The organism is Mesorhizobium sp. WSM4815 (assembly GCF_055811575.1).
Window position 1 is genome coordinate 25,481 of record NZ_JBVVQS010000096.1, and the last position, 15,676, is coordinate 41,156.

The window sequence follows — 15,676 nt, forward strand, 5'->3', positions numbered from 1 at the left end:
AGCGTCGAGGGCTACTCGGCTTGGGTCAGTTCCACAAACGACGTCAGCAACTCGCCAATCTGACAGGCGGCGTAGCCATTTCGACGGGTGGACGCGTCTCTGGCGCAGGTCTCCGGCGTAAGAGGGTCCAACTGAGTATGCAGGTCGTCGATCGCCCGTTGAGAAAGAAGCCAGGCTAACGGGATTGTCACGCCGCGATCGCGCATTTGGATGCTGTAGTACCTATCGAGAGTGCTCGGCTGGTTGGCAATCGCCTCTTCAGCCATCGCGATCAATTCTTCGTCCGTCTTACCTCGTGGATCGAGCGTCACGCGCATCTCGGAAGTGGCCAAGACCAAATCTTCGAGCTCACTCAAGCCATAGTCCACTCGCGCGCTACGTACTCGGTCCACCGCCTCAAGGGCGATGCTTGCTTCGGCAAGAACGCTCGAGTAGCCGCCTGAATCTTTGGGTTCCGAGCACGGTGTTTCGTCGGCGCTCGCCTGAGCAGCGTCGCAGAGAGGTTCGTTACCGACATGCACCACCAGGATAGAAAACTTCGGTGCATCGGCTCCTCTGTCCTCCCGGTATTTATCGAGCTCCCGGTAGACTCCCATAAGTGTCGGCGCCCCCGAGTTATCGAAATAGCCCCCGTCAACGTATTGGTCTTTGATCCCCTTGAAGTCTGGGTCCTCGACCCAAACCTCACCTTCTTGTTCCACGGTAAGGGATGTGAATGACCCCGGCGGCGAAATGAACGGAAACCGCGCACTTGTACCCGCCGCCGCGCTGAGTGGCGGGCCATTGAGATAGTCCACGGCATGCCAGTCGTCCCCGCCGCCTTTCGCGTCAGTTCTGAGATAGATCGGGCTCATGCTGACCCGCCGACCGTCGCGAACTCTCGTCGAATTCAGGATGAGGTACGGAACGCTAGCGGCCTCTTCAGTCGGGACGAGGCCATAAAGCGGATTAGACAGGACGTCCTCCCCGAAAACACGTGCAAAGGAACGCTCCAAGCTCCACTCGAGCCCAAGTTGACGATCGAAAGCTGGAACGGGGACAGGCCAGAATTGCTGGAAGATCTCAGTAAAAAAGTAGCGACTGAGCAACGGTGAAAGGTGGTCGTCAGCCAACACCTCCATTGCAGCATCCTGATACGTCGAGGAACTCACGTCCTCTAGATCGCATCGGCTCGCCTCGGTTTCGGGCGGCTTGGCTTTCATTGCTGCCGCATAGATAGCGGCACCGATCGAGCCACCAGAAACCCCGCTAACTACGAATATGTGGTGGGCCAGCCGCGGGCATCTGTCGACAAGCCGAGAAAGGACCGTGGCCGTGAACACTGCGGCCCTGATGCCTCCACCTTCAGCGGCAACCAAGATCACCGGATAGGTATCAAAGTCGGCGCGGTCGGGTCGGGAGGCGAGCCAACTGCCGAAAGCATTCTCGAGTTCTATCGATGGAGTAAAATGTCCGATCCGGCGGATCTGGTGATTGTCGTTCACGTTCAGCGCGATTAGGCCGACCGCCAGCACGACCAGAAACCCAACGGCAGGTAGCCTGGTACGCCGGCCGAAACGCACCAGCCACGATGTAACGATCGTCCAAAAGCAGCAGGCCAAGAGGAGTATGTTGAGGGGACCGAGTGCCTGTGAGATCGAAATCATGCTGATGGGAAGACCAAAGGTTTCATCCCTTGTCGAAGCCGCGAATGCGCTCAGCAGCAGAATGGGCAACAGGTAAGCCAAGAGCACCGTCGGCAGGCGGTGTCCGCGTCGCGTCGTGGACGAGTGCGCCGATAGGCGCGAGTCGAGCGCAGCCCTTCGCGCCGAATGAACGTACGCGATGATCAGGACGCTCAGTAGGGCAAGAAGCCCGTAGCTCGCCGGTGCCAATTCGTCCCTGAGGCGAACCAACAAGACCGCCAGAAGGATCAGCGCAAGGCTTCCAACGATCCCGCTGATCCAAACGCGATAGCTAAACGGAACCGTCGATCGTGAAATCAAGACAGCGGATTGACGGCGCAATATGGCTGAGAGTGCTGCGGCCGACAGAAACGTGATCGCGAACTTGGTCCATTGAATATCGACCGCCTCGCTGTGACGGACGTAGCCAAGCATCGCTTCGTCCACCTGATCTGACGCCGTTCCCGGAAACAAGAAGCACGCGAGCAGGAGGATCGCCGTAATGCTGACTGGCCACATGCTGAGCAGTGCGATGGGGATGGGTTGAAGCGCTCTCCGCACCCTCCAACGCCATAGACGCAAGCGGGCGTATGCGTAGGTTGCTTCGGGCATCTCAGCTCCGTTCTTCCGTCGGCAGTATCGGCGACTAAACTGGCAACCACACAGTAGTCAGGCGGACGGTGCCGTCTAGATGCTCCATCGACACTAAGCCGTCTGAGCACGAACCTTTCCAGTGGAGGTTACCCGCGCAAATCACGACTTGCGTAATTAAATCAACGCTTTGCCGTTTGTGGACGGCCACGGCTACTCCAGGTCGACTTCCACCCAAAGGCTCTGTTTGTGGCGGATGCCCTTGATCGAACCCGAGGGCTGTAGCGCGGCAGCGCCCAATCGCTGAGTCCTTGACCTGTACTGCCTTCAGCGCACGCTCGGTAGCGATGGAATAGTCCTCGGCGACTTCGAGGTGGAGAACTTCGTGGTCTGCGAGTTCGATCAGCGCAACGGCGCCTGCGTAGATCTGATAGATGTAGCCGCGCAGCGAATGCGGTCGCCTGACGTGCACGATCGCTCCTGGTCGTGCTGCAAGCGAGGGGCCCGCTCTAAATAACTGTGAATCAGACATGCCGAAGCCTACTACGATCACCGTACTAGGAATGGATCAGCGGACGTTCCATTCCTCAAGACGCACGTTCGTGCCTCCTCCGGCAACGCACGCGCATAGCGCCCTCGAATTTGATGGTTATCGGCAGTGGATTTAAACTAGCGGACCGGAGTATTGACCAGACTATCAAAGTCAATCGACTGCAGTTGTTCGAAGGCGTCCGCTGCTGCGTCAGGCGCCAGGGCTGGTCCACCGGAATTGAGCGGCGGCAAGCAAATTGCTGGGACGCCTTCGACATCGAACGGTGCGCGGCCGGACTTCGCCTCGCTGCACATGTTCTCGAGCCCACGCTGCAGCTGCAGCGAATAGTCCACGGAAGCCGCGTCGACAATGACCGGCGTTCCGAAGAACTTGGTCTTGAGGTCGAAGACCTCGCCCGCCTTGACGTTTCGGAAGTAGTCGGTAAGCCGCTTAGGCACGTTGGTCACCGCACCCGCCGGCGGCACATTGCCGAAGTCGTCGCTGCGCGGGAATTGCGCACTACCGTGGCAAGACAGGCAAGAGCTCAGAAGGTTGTCTGCCGGTCCATTAGCGCGCCCACCCCAGCCCAGTTCTTCGCGTCCGGCCCATCCGAACAGGATGGATTGCAGCGTTGGGTCGGTCACGCTTTCGAGCAGCGGTTGCCCGGGCGCTGCGGCTGGATCGTTGCCCCAGGCCAGCCCCACGGGCCGCAGGCGACGCCATGGGTCAGGATCGGCGACGGCGTTGTTGTAGACGAAGGTGCCAAAGACCCAGCCGGTGGCGCTGTCCCGCGGGTCGCGCACCGCGATGTCGACCTGGAGCAGGCGCATCGACCGCTCGCTGCGGCCGTTCGGACCGTTGCCGCTACCGGTGTGGGTTTGCCAGCTGGGCGCGCCGGCGAGGTAGGGCAATTGTTGTTCGGTAGCCGATGTGAAGAGCAGTTTGAACGACACCGTTCCGACCGGAAACAGGATGTTGTCAATGACCGGATTGCAAGGATCGGCATAGACCTTGGCATAGGTCGTCGCGCCGAAACTGTTATAGTACCCCACCGCCCAGGTGAAAAAGGTCGTGCTGGTATTCTCTTTAAGCTGATTGGGCCGCGTCGGGCGTTCCTGCGTGAGCCCATGGAAGAACTCTCTTCCATCTTCTCCAACCTGCATCCAAAGGGCATGGTACCAGCCCCTGTCGGTGTTCTTAGTGACGTCGAAATCGACCGTATCGTTACCTTCGTAGGCGTAGTTAAGGACTGCCCAGAGGTACGCTTTCCAGTCTGCATGGTAGTCGATCGACAGGAAACCTGGCAGCGGCTCGCTCGTCGCCGCCGGATAGTCGAACTTTCCCTTGAAAGCCTCGGCCGCGGTGTGATTAGCAGGGATCGTATAGAACGTATTGTAGCTTGGAACAGTGCATGTTGCGGCCGCGGCTGCGGCCGTGGAGAGCAAAACCGCGAGAACAGCGAACACGCGCATCAGCATGACTGAATTCACCCCAAGTTCATGGAGACTAAGCGCACAAATATATCCTGGCAAGAGGCACGCTACTCGCCGTCACACTGCCGTCAACCGCCGCTAGTGGAAAGAGTTTACACCGGTCGCTTAGCCATGCGCGCGCTCCTGGATGGCGCGTCGTCAGTAGGAGGGCTCCGCCTCTATAGCGCTACGCGAACCGCGTTGCGTTTTATGATGACAAGATCCTGTCATTCGACGATAAGCGCGAGGACAGAAGGCCAGTACGCGCAACAACTACAACGCAATTATCGCGAACGCTACGCTCGAAGTTTGTTGTCGTTGACCCGACGACTATCGCCGCGTACGCGTAAACAGTGATCCGCAATTGCAAGCGAACCCTATCGACAGCACTGGACACGCAATCGCCGAAACACTGATTGGACAATTCGACGATCACTACGGCGACTAAGGACGAGGAATTAACGAGGACAAGTGCGCTAATAGTCAACGCGGCGTTGACTGTCCAAATTACAATCTGTATATCCGGAAACACGAAAGCGCCGAGGTTTGGACCCTCGACGCTCCCGTACAGTCTGCGAATATGAGGCCTTTAGACGTGTCGGCGTCTGGGTCTCGTTTGCGTTGCTGTGGACACACCGCGAACGCTTCGGAAATAGCAGGCTTTTATTGAAAAGCCAACACATTCCGAAATTGTGTACAGCTTTCCCGCCCGCCATATTTTCCTCACCCAGCGCAGGAGGCGCTACCGTTTGCGGTAGTGGGCCTCCCATGCCAGCCCAATATCGGCGAATGTCCATTCACTTCGTCTGCCGTAAGCGGGGCTCTGGCGGGTAAAACATTCGTTCAAGCCGGGTTCCCTCGGGAATTTCATGGACCACGCCGTGGATTTTGGCTTGCCGCGTGCCGTTGGCTGAATCCGACGGATGAGCCCGCTGTCCGCTCAATGGTCATTCGGATTGGGAAGGGAAGCGGGGTCAGCCAGGTAGCCGCGAAGCTTTTGTAAAGTGGCGTCTTCTGGCGACTGGTGAAGGTCGGCGCGAAGTTCTTGAACGGCGAGGGCGCCCCTTGTCTGGCAGCTTCCGTCAGCATGTCGCGGCGGCTCAATTGGCTGACCGTCCCGGAAGACAGTCGCTGTAAAAGGTGGCATATCGATTTGGGTTGACCAAAGCCACAAGGCTGCTGCCAGCAAGGCCGTGATCACTGAGGCCGCTTGCAGAGCCGTCAACACTCAACTACCCATTTTGTAAGGACGCGCACCATTCGCCTCTCGGTTTTTTCCGTATCTATAAGCGCTTGGGATGGCCGTTCATAGAACCTTTGCCTCGCCGTCTTTCAAATGCACCAGTCTTGCCGCCTTGAGTACCTCTTCGCCGCTTGCGATTAAGCGAAGTCCTTGCTCCGGTAGAATATCTCCGGCCAGTTCCCTGGCTTCTTCAAGGGACTGTGCAACTGCGATTATTTGCATCCTGAGCATGCCATTCGGCATGTTCATGTCCTTGCGGCTGTGTTCAAAACGGAACCCAGTGTACGGTGCGTCTGTCATGCCACTCATACCCTTCTGTCATCTGACATTTATTTCGCCAAGCGAGCGGGTTCAAACCCGATCGAAGTGGTTATTTTCTCCAGGTTTATAGGCTTGTTTGCAAGTGCAGTAACGTTCCCTGTACAACTTGAAGGCCCCAAATTCACTTTGCCCGAGGATCGGCAGGTGTGGTAATATGGGTCCATGAAGAAGACCACCACCACCGTCCGGTCAACCAAAACAGGCCAGTTCATCCTCGGCAGCCGCAAGGGCGAGAAAATCAGCGCAGTCGAGGGCATGAAGCTATCGCCGCGCATGGGCGCAATACTGGGCGAAAGCCGCGAGCGCGGATTGAGTGGCGATGAGCGGCGCACGCTCGTCAAGAAGCAGATTGCCAAGAAGTAAGCATGCCCTGTGGTCTATGCCGCCGAAGCCGACCCGCTCTGCTATCCCGGCACGACAGTTCTCCGCAACAAGCTTGATGTCCATGACCAGGGCGAACTCGATGAAGCCGAGTTGGCCTTCTTCCTGATCCGAGCCGACGAGCCGATTCCGAGCGGTGCGCTCGATTATGCCCACTATCGAGCCATTCACCATCACCTGTTCCAGGATGTCTACGATTGGGCCGGCGAGGTGAGGGCGATCCGCATCGGCAAAGGCGGCAACTGGTTCTGTTACCCCGAATATATCGATGGGGAAATGAACCGGATTTTTAGCGAACTCGCAGCGGCTAACTACTTGATGGGGCTGTCAGCGCAAGACTTTGCGACGCGTGCGGCCCACGCACTCGCGGAAATCAATGCCGTGCATCCGTTTCGGGAGGGGAATGGGCGAACCCAGCTCACGTTCCTGGCGATGCTCACCGAGCATGCCGGCTTCGCGTTTAACGACGACGTGCTGGACCGTGAGCGTGTGATGGACGCCACGATTGGCAGTTTTGCCGGCGACGAACGACCGCTGGCCGATCTTATCGCCGACATCGTTGCCTGAGGAACGGCCAGATAATTGGAGCGCAGAGATCTTTACCCAAGATGCGCCGTAACCGCGTTTTCTTTTGGGGGCACTGGGTCTTATTTCTAAATGCCGAGAAGGGCGCCGAGCTTTTCAGTGACCGGGCGCATGGGGTTAACGCGTCCGAGATCATAGATCATGGTCGTTTCGAGATTTCCCTTGTGGTCGACGTAGTGTGATATGGCCTCATGCGACACCCCTTGACCCGCCAGCATCAGCGAGATCGCGATGCGCTTGAGGTCGTAGAGCTGGAAGTAGTCGGGCACACCCTCAGGGCTTTGAACCTGTCCAGCCCCTTGCGGAAGTTACCGCGGGGCAGGGTGTTGTCCGTATGTGACGGGAACAGCAGCTTGCTATCAGGCCAGCGGAGGCGTTGGGCCTGCACCATCCCCGCAACCCTGGAATGGATCGGCACCGAACGGTAGGCGTACTCATAGCGAGCGCGACAGCTTGATACCTTTGGTGTTGTGCTTGTGCCAGACGAGCTTGTTTGCGACGGACTTGAACACGCCAGGAGCCGGACGAGAGTTTTGTGTAGGTGGCCATTTTTTCGTGTGCGCTCCGTGTGGACCGAGAGATCGAAACGTGGCGAAAAGGGTCGTATTCTGGCGTAAATTCGTGTGCACTCGGCAGGTTCTAACGATTGATGTTACAGAGAAAATGCTGAAATCAAGATCATAGAGTGGCCGTGGCGCCCATGATGGACTGGACGGATAGGAATTAGAAACAAGTGGTTAGAGGGTGACATGCACGCGCCGTGCACACGAAGTTTTCTCTTTTCTTATGTTCAGTTTGTTCGAGCTCCCGGCGTCGAGTCCTTCCTCACGGCGTAGGCTTGACCCTCATGTATGCCTCCCTCGATCATCGAACCGACCAACGGCGCGGTTGGCAACTTCGGCGGTAGGTGAGGGCAGAGCCACATCAGGGACCGAAAAAAACCGCCCGGTCGTCGGCGACAATCTATCGTATCCGTGGACCGGATGCGACTGCTCGAAGCCCAGTTCGCCTCCGTCTCGGCAGTAGACTGTTCGAGCAATTGCCGCGTCATCCGATCGTGAGTGTTGCCTCGGCCATAAAGTTGATCGGCGCAAGCAAGCCGACCGCGATCCGTGCGATCGAGGCGCTGGCCGAAGCCGATATTCTCGTGGAAACCACCGGGAAGAAGCGCGACCGCAGCTTCGCCTATCGCGCCTATCTGGAGTGCCTGAGAACCGGAACGGAATTGGACAGCGGCGGCTGATCGCTACGCGAAATCATACCACGCAAAGCCCACATCCTAGGACCTGCATGAAGCGCCATCTTGTGCAGCGTCCTTTGCTTAGACGCGGAACCATACGGAGCGATACGGGAAGATTTCTGATTTTGGCCCGCGAAAAAGACAATGAAATCAAAGTTCTTGATACATCCTCCGGGCCCACCAAAATTATTCAATATCAACGAGTTATGGTCAACTTCGCTTAGAAGCGGGCCAATCTAGTTTCTATGCCCCAGGAGTCAGGTGCATCGACTCAATCCATGAGCGGGAAGGGCGAGTTATGCCTGCTCTTAAATTCTATTGTCGTCCTGTTCGTCAGTCAGGTTTGTGCAGCCATGTATAGTCCAGCTATTTCAAGGCTGGAAAGACCCTTGGGCGACGCGTGCGGCAAAAGGCGGTAACGACGTGCGAATGGGATGGTTGGCGCGACCGATCGAGAATGCCGCGGCGGCAAGTAAGCTGGTGTCAACACAGCTGGGCGTACCGCCAACAGGCGAGAGGCACAGCCGTTGCTCGCAGCTCAAAGCGGCGTCTTCCGACTTTCGCGGGATATCACCCATGCTCGCAACGGGTCTGCCATAGACTTTCGCATCGCCTGACCGGTGCTTCCGTCCGATGGTGGCGCAGGCCGAAGTGGTGCAACTTCCTCCGTAGACGCCAGGTGGCGGTCCATGGAGGCTCATGCCAAATCCACGGGCGCCAGCGGCGGAGGTGGCCGATACGGCCGTGGTCAGCAGGAGACAAACATGACCCTGGACAACATTTCACACCCCTCGATCCAGCATTGCGCCGATAGCCTGAACGCCAAGCACAGCAACGGTAGACCGGAGCCCGAATTGGTTCCGTCGCGCTACGCGCTGCGGGTCGGCGACATCGAAGTGCTGGTGATCAGCGATGGAGTGCTGCCGATACCAGCCCCGGTTATGGCATACAACGTCGACCCGGCCGTCCGGGCGGCCTGGCTGGACGACATGTTCCTGCCGCCGGACGTACTCGAGTGGCCGCTGAACGTGGTCGTCGTACGCAGCGGCGGCCGGACCATACTCGTGGACGCCGGGCTGGGGATGGACCCGGACTTGCACTTGCCGAGGGCCGGGCGGTTGGTCTCGCGACTGGAGGCAGCCGGCATCGATCTCGCATCCGTCACCGACGTGGTGCTGACCCATATGCATATGGACCATATCGGCGGGCTGCTCATCGACGGGGTGAAGGACCAGCTGCGTCCGGATCTGCGGATTCACGTGGCGGCCGCCGAGCTCAAGTTCTGGGAGTCGCCCGATTTCTCCCGCGCCTCCATGCCAACGGGGTTCCCGGATGCGCTTCGGCGGGCGGCCAAGCGGTTCGTGAACGAGTACCGCAGCCAGTTGCGGCCGTTTGAGACGGAGCACGAGGTGGCGCCGGGGGTGGTTGTCAGGCTCACTGGCGGCCACACCCCCGGGCACAGCGTGGTCCGCCTGGCGTCCGGCGGCGATAGGCTGACCTTCGCCGGCGACGCCGTGTTCCAGGTCGGGTTCGACCAACCCGACTGGCACAACGGCTTCGAACACGACCCTGAGGAGGCGGCCCGCGTCCGCATCAATCTTTTACGGGAACTGGCCGCGACCCGTGAGCCGCTGGTGGCCACTCACCTGCCATTCCCGTCCATCTGCCATGTGGCGATGGACGGCGATGTCTTTCGTTGTGTACCGGCTGTCTGGGACTACTGACCCGCTTGTCGGGTCAGAGCCGCACCAGGTCGGATCGAGACTTATCGCGCCATGATCGTGTGCTCGTGCAATGTGTTGAGCGATCAGGATGTCCGCTCCGCCGTCAAGGCGGAGCGGACGTGCTCGATCCGCCAGGTCTATTGCTGTCTCGGCTGCAGCGCCCAGTGCGGCCGTTGCGCGCGTACTATCCGCCGCATCATTGACGAGGCGCTCGCCAGCGCTCGTGCGGCATCCTGCAACGGCCGCACGCAGTCCTGACTTGGCCGCCTCGGCCATCCGGCGCAGCCTTTCAGTCAGGAGCCCATAGACCAACGTATCGGATGTATGCGTCCTCGGCATGATAGTTCTAACACTGGAAAGGCTGGCATGCTTGGGTCCTCCACAACCCTAACCAAGGAGCATCGGAAATGACGCTCGGATTCGTTCTTTCGAGGATGCTGCAGATCTTCCTGAGGGTCTGGGCCGTCGACACGACGGCGCAGCCGGTTAGGCGCGGCGGTAATGGGTTTGCTCGCGCGATGGTCCCGCCGATCTACTTACGCGTCCCGTCGAGAAGGTTCGTGACCGCGAGTGAACCCGCTCATCCGTGTTAAAGGGCGGCTGGCCAAGGAGCGCCGGCCGATATCGATACCGGCAATTTCAAAACCAGAGGCACTCCGATGAGCGGTGGGCATTCCACCTATATTCCCAAGACCAGGATCGGACGCTGGTTCGACGCCCGCCTGCCGGTGCCGCGCCTGGTGCATGATCAGTTCATCGTCTACCCGGTTCCGCGCAACCTGAACTACGCCTATTCGTTCGGCGGCATCCTGTCGATGATGCTGGCTGCGCAGATCGTTACCGGCGTCGTGCTGGCCATGCACTACGCGGCCGACACGACACTGGCCTTCAATTCCGTAGACAAGATCATGCGCGACGTGAATTCCGGCTGGCTGTTGCGCTACCTGCACTCCAACGGCGCGTCGTTCTTCTTCATCGCGGTCTACATCCATGTCTCCCGTGGCCTCTATTACGGCTCCTACAAGGCGCCGCGCGAACTGCTGTGGATCCTCGGCTGCACCAACCTTCTGTTGATGATGGCTACGGCGTTCATGGGTTACGTGCTGCCCTGGGGACAAATGTCGTTCTGGGGCGCGACCGTCATCACCGGCTTCTTCAGCGCCATTCCGCTGGTCGGCGAATGGATCCAGCAGCTTCTGCTCGGCGGCTTTGCGGTGGACAATCCGACTCTCAACCGCTTCTTTGCGCTGCATTACCTGCTGCCGTTCATGCTGACGGGCGTCGTCATCCTGCACATTTGGGCGCTTCACGTCGCCGGCCAGACCAATCCGGCAGGCATCGACGTGAAGTCAAAAACCGACGTCGTGGACTTCACGCCCCATGCCACAATGAAGGACGTGCTCGGGGCCGTGGTGTTCCTGCTCGCCTTTGCGTACTTCGTGTTCTACGTGCCGAATTATCTCGGGCATCCAGACAACTACACCGCCGCCGACCCGCTGAAGACGCCGGCGCATATCGTGCCCGAGTGGTACTTCCTGCCCTTCTACGCGATCCTGCGCGCCGTCACCTTCAACATCGGGCCGGTCGACTCGAAGCTCGGCGGGGTGCTCGCCATGTTCGGCGCCATCGCCGTGTTGTTCATCGTGCCCTGGCTCGACACGTCGAAGGTGCGCTCGGCCGTCTACCGGCCCTGGTACAGGCGGTTCTTCTGGCTGTTTGTCGCCAACGCCCTCTTCCTTGGCTGGCTGGGGTCCAAGCCGGCGGAAGGCTGGTATATCCCCGCCATGCAGGTATCGACCCTCTACTACTTCGCGTTCTTTCTCGTCGTCATGCCGCTTCTGGGCGCGATCGAGACGCCGCGCCGGCTGCCGAGCTCGATAACCGAAGCGATCCTGGAGAAAGGCAAGGATTAACACCGAAGGTTCGCTCGTCATGCTCCGAGGCGAGGATTGTGTGAGGATTTTATGGATTCGGATCCGGTCACGAGCTGGTGGAATGCTCCCCATCTCTACATGGTGCTGGTCGGTCTCGCCGGCATAGTCGTTTGGCACGTCATTCCGCGGCGGCTCTCCACCACCAGGCTGATTGTCCAGATCGCATTCTTCCTTACCATGTCGGTCCTGCTGCTTGACGGAGCCGTGCTCCCCTACGAACCGACACGGGGCACCGAGACAACCGCTAGCGCAATCCTCGTCGGTTCGGCCAAGTTGCTGTGGTGGGTTCACCTCGCCTGGGCGCTGATCGGATTTGTCCGCATCTATCTCGTGTTCGAGCGCAAGCCGCGCGAGGCGCGCCTTCTGCAGGACCTCGTCGTCGGCGCCGTCTATGTTGGGATGCTGCTGTCGATCCTGGCTTTCGTCTTCGGTGCGCCGGTCGGAACGCTGATCGCCACCTCGGGCGTCTTTGCCATCGTACTCGGACTGGCGCTCCAGAATACGCTGAGCGACGTCTTTTCGGGCATCGCGCTCACCCTCGGCCGACCTTATGTGCTTGGGGACTGGATCGTTCTGAGCGACGGCACCGAAGGCCGCGTCGTGGAGACCAACTGGCGATCGACCCACCTGCTCACTTTGGCGCACAACGTGGTGGCGCTGCCGAACAGCTTCCTCGCGAAGCTAGGGCTGACCAATGTCAGCAGCCCTGAGGAGAGCCATGGGCTGTCCGTCACGATAAGATTGGCGCCGACCAAGATGCCGGCGATCGTCGCGGACGTCATGAACGCGGCCTTACAAAGCAGCAACACAATACTGAGGGAGCCGCCGCCAGTGGTCGCCATCAAAGCTCTGGATGCGACGGCGATCGAGGTCGATTTGTTTTTTCGGGTCGCAAATGTTGGCCAGCGTATTCCAGCGACGAACGAAATCTTCGATCTTGTCTACCGTCATTCCAAGTCCGCGGGTTTGCGGCTGGCAACGCCACCCTCCTCTTCGATTCTCATGAACGACTTGCCGAACGAAGAGACGGCAAATCTCCCAGAAGTCACGCCGATCAAGCTTATAAATGCCATACCAGTATTCTCGGCGTTGACGGACAACGAAAAAGAAGCCCTCGCGGCAACGGCTACGGTGCGCACCTATCGCAAGGGCGACATCATAGCACGACAGGGAGAGATGCTGCCCTCCCTGATGATTGTTCGGACGGGCATCATTGTCCGAGAGCGCGGCGAAGATGACGCCCATCCGCAGGAGATTGGCCACCTCGCTCCCGGCGACTTTTTCGGAGAGACGGGCCTGCTCGCGGGCATTGGCGAGACCTCGACCTTGCGCGCAATGAGCCACGTCGTGGTCTACGAGATTGACCAGCAAAGCTTCGCGCCCCTGCTGCTCGACCGGCCCGAAATGGCTGAAGATCTTGCGGCGGTCCTCTCAGCCAGGATGGCCCTCGGCGGTAGCCGCACCGGACAAGAGCACACGGATTCGAAATTCGCGCTGCTCAAAGCCATGCAGACGATCTTTCACCCAGCACCCTTCCGGCGCGTTTCGAGCGCCGGCAGACCGGGCCTACAAGAAGGGAGGTAGCCATGAGCATCCGACAACCGGCGTCGCAGAATCGATTTGCCGGTGTCCAGTGAACCTGTGAGCGGTTTCAAGGTACGGCGCGTATTGCCCTCCAGGGGCGCGCTGTGAGCCGGCACCCTATTGGCTTGCAGTTAATCCTGCCGGGCCTCCATGGCGGGCAGGCGCAATATCACTGTCGTGCCCGAGCCGACGGCGCTTTCGATATCGACGCGCCCGCCGTGGCGCTCGGCAAAATGCTTCACCATCGGCAGGCCGACGCCGCCCAGGCCCGTGCCCTTGGTGGTGAAAAAGAGATCGAAGGCGTGGAGCACGGTCTCCCGCGTCATTCCGATTCCACTGTCTTCGATACGGAGCTCGACGACAGTGCCAGGATCCAGAACGACCGCGGCGGCGTTTATCGAGATCAACCCGCCGTCCGGCATCGCGTCGCGCGCGTTGAATACGAGATTCAAGACCGCGTTCTGCAAACCCAGCGGATCGCATTTTGCAGCGGGTAGATCGCGTCCAAGGCGAACTTCGAGACGAACGTTCGGCTCCCATGCGCTTCGGACAAGGTTTTCGACCTCGGCCAAGCAGGCGCCCACGCTTGCATGTTCCGGCGCTCGATGACTTGCCGCGGCCCGGCCGACCGTCTCCCTGACAAGCGCGGCGGCTTGCTGCAGGGCGGTCCTGGCGCTGGCGATTACGGGGTCGAGAGCTGGAGCCGTCGAGACGCTCGGGTCGCGGGCGACCTGATTCAGTGCAGATGAAGCGACCTGAATTAGATTGCCCAGATCATGAACAATGCCGGCCGTCGACTGCTCTGCCGGCGGGTCGGACAGGGGAACATCAGTAGTCCGGTCAAAGACATGATTGTCGGCCGTGCCTGATCTTGTTTCCGCGCCTGACATTTTCATGCCCTCTTTTGTTCGATCGACCCCTGGCAATCCGGTCGTGTGAGGACACTATATTGAGGAGCATTTCCGGGTCGATTGGATGGAGGACGAGGGCGAGCCATACGGCGGTATATGTCTCGCTGCAGTTTTCGCCGGATTGATCGCCATGGCACTGACAGCCGACGCCAGTCGGCCGCGCACTCCCTGCCAACCTTGGGCGCGCTGCCTGGGAACGTCGGCGCGGCCGGCGATGCGTTCGATCGATGCCGGGAACCTACCCGTGCGCCGACCACCGGCTACAGCTGCCACTCCCCCGGGTGCATCGTCCTAGACTTTCGGATCGCCTGACCGAGCCGTCCGTCGAATATTTTCGCGCGCCAAGTGGGCGCATTCTTCTCGGTATCGGACGACCCGCCGCACAGGAGAAGACACGTGCACAAGATCATCAGAGCTCTGGCCCTTGTTTACGCATGTAGCGTGTCGGACAGCGTGACGGCGCAGGCCACGGACCATCAGGCAAAACCGACGATCGTGCTGGTGCACGGGGCCTTTGCTGAATCGTCGAGCTGGAACGGCGTCATCGCCGAGCTCAACAGGGGCGGTTTCCGGACCATCGCTGCGGCCAACCCACTTCGCGGCGTTGCAAGCGATGCGGCCGCCGTATCGGCCGTCATCGGATCCATCGGCGGACCGGTCGTCCTGGTCGGCCATTCTTACGGCGGGCCAGTGATCACCGAGGCAGCTAACGGGAAGAACAATGTGAAAGCGCTGGTCTATGTGGCCGGATTCGCCCCGGACAAAGGCGAGTCCAGTCTCACGCTTTCGGGGAAGTTCCCAGGCAGCACGCTTGGCGAGGCGCTCCTGCCGGTGGCGCGGCCGGATGGAGGACAGGACCTCTACATCCAGCCGGAAAAGTTTCACCTGCAGTTCGCGGCCGATGTGCCGGCAGCGCAGGCCAGCCTGATGGCGGCGACACAACGCCCGGTGGCTGACGCCGCCCTGGCAGAACCCTCCGGCGCGCCTTCTTGGAAGACAATTCCATCCTACGCGATCTACGGCTCGGCGGATCGGAATATCCCGCCGGCGGTCATGAAGTTCATGGCCGAGCGCGCGCATTCGGTGAAGACCATCGCCGTCGAGGGCGGGTCGCACGCGCTGATGGTCTCGCGTCCAGAAGCGATCGCCTTGCTCATAGAGGAAGCCGCATCGGCGCAGTGACGAAACCGGCCGCCTCGCGCCGGCTGCATTCAACAAGTGCAAGCCCCCAGGAGACATCGACATGAAAATCGTGGTCATTGGCGGCACTCGGTACATCCGGTTAGCGACCGTCGAGAGGTTGCGTCAACAGGGGCACGACGTCGTGGCGGCGTCGCCGCAACGTCGTGCCCTCACAACAGCGGCACCTTATGATCCCGGCCACGCTGGCAGACCTCTTCGGGAATTCCTCGAGAACACCGCCTCCGTCCTGCGCCACCTATGGCACGGCCGACAGCTTTGGCTTCGGCTACTACGGCAGCGCCTCGGAGGTCC

14 protein-coding genes and 1 pseudogene are annotated in these 15,676 nt (G+C 59.9%); 9 read left to right on the top strand and 6 right to left on the bottom strand.

Annotated elements, in window-relative coordinates; genetic code table 11:
- Positions 1–11: 11 nt before the first annotated feature.
- The 4 genes from AC0L2B_RS18560 to AC0L2B_RS18575 all read right to left on the bottom strand — a co-directional run bounded on the left by AC0L2B_RS18560 (position 12) and on the right by AC0L2B_RS18575 (position 5,802).
- Complete coding sequence (locus AC0L2B_RS18560) at positions 12–2,099, bottom strand: patatin-like phospholipase family protein (protein WP_473511170.1); 2,088 nt, start codon at positions 2,097–2,099, stop codon at positions 12–14.
- Positions 2,100–2,310: 211 nt separating this feature from the next.
- The gene (locus AC0L2B_RS18565) at positions 2,311–2,727 is read right to left on the bottom strand and encodes a hypothetical protein (protein WP_473511169.1); all 417 of its coding nucleotides are present in this window, start codon (positions 2,725–2,727) and stop codon (positions 2,311–2,313) included.
- A 197-nt stretch (positions 2,728–2,924) separates the two neighbouring features.
- Complete coding sequence (locus AC0L2B_RS18570; protein WP_473511168.1) at positions 2,925–4,265, bottom strand: hypothetical protein; 1,341 nt, start codon at positions 4,263–4,265, stop codon at positions 2,925–2,927.
- Between the two features lie 1,300 nt (positions 4,266–5,565).
- The gene (locus AC0L2B_RS18575; RefSeq protein ID WP_473493387.1) at positions 5,566–5,802 is read right to left on the bottom strand and encodes a hypothetical protein; all 237 of its coding nucleotides are present in this window, start codon (positions 5,800–5,802) and stop codon (positions 5,566–5,568) included.
- Between the two features lie 183 nt (positions 5,803–5,985).
- Between AC0L2B_RS18575 and AC0L2B_RS18580 the strand changes: the two genes are divergently transcribed.
- Positions 5,986–6,186, top strand: a complete 201-nt coding sequence (locus tag AC0L2B_RS18580) for a hypothetical protein (RefSeq protein WP_473493386.1) — start codon at positions 5,986–5,988, stop codon at positions 6,184–6,186.
- 9 nt (positions 6,187–6,195) lie between these two features.
- Positions 6,196–6,771, top strand: a complete 576-nt coding sequence (locus AC0L2B_RS18585; protein WP_473511166.1) for a Fic/DOC family protein — start codon at positions 6,196–6,198, stop codon at positions 6,769–6,771.
- A gap of 86 nt (positions 6,772–6,857) precedes the next feature.
- On the opposite strand, the gene AC0L2B_RS18590 is transcribed toward AC0L2B_RS18585, so the two are convergent.
- A complete protein-coding gene (locus AC0L2B_RS18590) occupies positions 6,858–7,058 on the bottom strand; it encodes a hypothetical protein (RefSeq protein WP_473511165.1) in 201 nt (66 codons plus the stop codon).
- Positions 7,059–7,870: 812 nt separating this feature from the next.
- Here AC0L2B_RS18590 and AC0L2B_RS18595 point away from each other — a divergent pair.
- From AC0L2B_RS18595 to AC0L2B_RS18615, 5 genes are all read left to right on the top strand, one after another.
- On the top strand, positions 7,871–8,032 hold the full coding sequence (locus AC0L2B_RS18595) for a hypothetical protein (RefSeq protein WP_473511163.1): 162 nt from the start codon (positions 7,871–7,873) through the stop codon (positions 8,030–8,032).
- A 761-nt stretch (positions 8,033–8,793) separates the two neighbouring features.
- Entirely contained in the window at positions 8,794–9,753 is a 960-nt protein-coding gene (locus AC0L2B_RS18600) for an MBL fold metallo-hydrolase (protein ID WP_473746358.1), read from the top strand.
- Positions 9,754–9,804: 51 nt separating this feature from the next.
- Positions 9,805–10,011 carry a (2Fe-2S)-binding protein gene (locus tag AC0L2B_RS18605; RefSeq protein ID WP_473746359.1) on the top strand — a complete coding sequence of 69 codons (207 nt, stop codon included), beginning with the start codon at positions 9,805–9,807 and terminating at the stop codon, positions 10,009–10,011.
- Between the two features lie 401 nt (positions 10,012–10,412).
- Complete coding sequence (locus AC0L2B_RS18610) at positions 10,413–11,666, top strand: cytochrome b (protein ID WP_473746360.1); 1,254 nt, start codon at positions 10,413–10,415, stop codon at positions 11,664–11,666.
- A gap of 51 nt (positions 11,667–11,717) precedes the next feature.
- A complete protein-coding gene (locus AC0L2B_RS18615) occupies positions 11,718–13,271 on the top strand; it encodes a mechanosensitive ion channel family protein (protein WP_473746361.1) in 1,554 nt (517 codons plus the stop codon).
- A 131-nt stretch (positions 13,272–13,402) separates the two neighbouring features.
- Here AC0L2B_RS18615 and AC0L2B_RS18620 read toward each other — a convergent pair whose 3' ends face one another.
- The gene (locus tag AC0L2B_RS18620; protein ID WP_473586479.1) at positions 13,403–13,843 is read right to left on the bottom strand and encodes a sensor histidine kinase; all 441 of its coding nucleotides are present in this window, start codon (positions 13,841–13,843) and stop codon (positions 13,403–13,405) included.
- Positions 13,844–14,578: 735 nt separating this feature from the next.
- Here AC0L2B_RS18620 and AC0L2B_RS18625 point away from each other — a divergent pair.
- Both AC0L2B_RS18625 and AC0L2B_RS18630 read left to right on the top strand, forming a co-directional pair.
- Entirely contained in the window at positions 14,579–15,364 is a 786-nt protein-coding gene (locus AC0L2B_RS18625; RefSeq protein ID WP_473746362.1) for an alpha/beta fold hydrolase, read from the top strand.
- 61 nt (positions 15,365–15,425) lie between these two features.
- Positions 15,426–15,521 (top strand): annotated as a pseudogene (locus AC0L2B_RS18630) (NmrA family transcriptional regulator); the annotation flags it as partial.
- Between the last annotated feature and the right edge of the window lie 155 nt (positions 15,522–15,676).

Excerpts from the sequence above, each read along its gene's own strand:
- AC0L2B_RS18615 (WP_473746361.1), top strand. The coding sequence starts at position 11,718 with ATGGATTCGGATCCGGTCACGAGCTGGTGGAATGCTCCCCATCTCTAC.
- AC0L2B_RS18610 (WP_473746360.1), top strand. The coding sequence starts at position 10,413 with ATGAGCGGTGGGCATTCCACCTATATTCCCAAGACCAGGATCGGACGC.
- AC0L2B_RS18575 (WP_473493387.1), bottom strand. The coding sequence starts at position 5,802 with ATGACAGACGCACCGTACACTGGGTTCCGTTTTGAACACAGCCGCAAG.
- AC0L2B_RS18600 (WP_473746358.1), top strand. The coding sequence starts at position 8,794 with ATGACCCTGGACAACATTTCACACCCCTCGATCCAGCATTGCGCCGAT.
- AC0L2B_RS18570 (WP_473511168.1), bottom strand. The coding sequence starts at position 4,265 with ATGCTGATGCGCGTGTTCGCTGTTCTCGCGGTTTTGCTCTCCACGGCC.
- AC0L2B_RS18580 (WP_473493386.1), top strand. The coding sequence starts at position 5,986 with ATGAAGAAGACCACCACCACCGTCCGGTCAACCAAAACAGGCCAGTTC.
- AC0L2B_RS18560 (WP_473511170.1), bottom strand. The coding sequence starts at position 2,099 with ATGCTTGGCTACGTCCGTCACAGCGAGGCGGTCGATATTCAATGGACC.
- AC0L2B_RS18605 (WP_473746359.1), top strand. The coding sequence starts at position 9,805 with ATGATCGTGTGCTCGTGCAATGTGTTGAGCGATCAGGATGTCCGCTCC.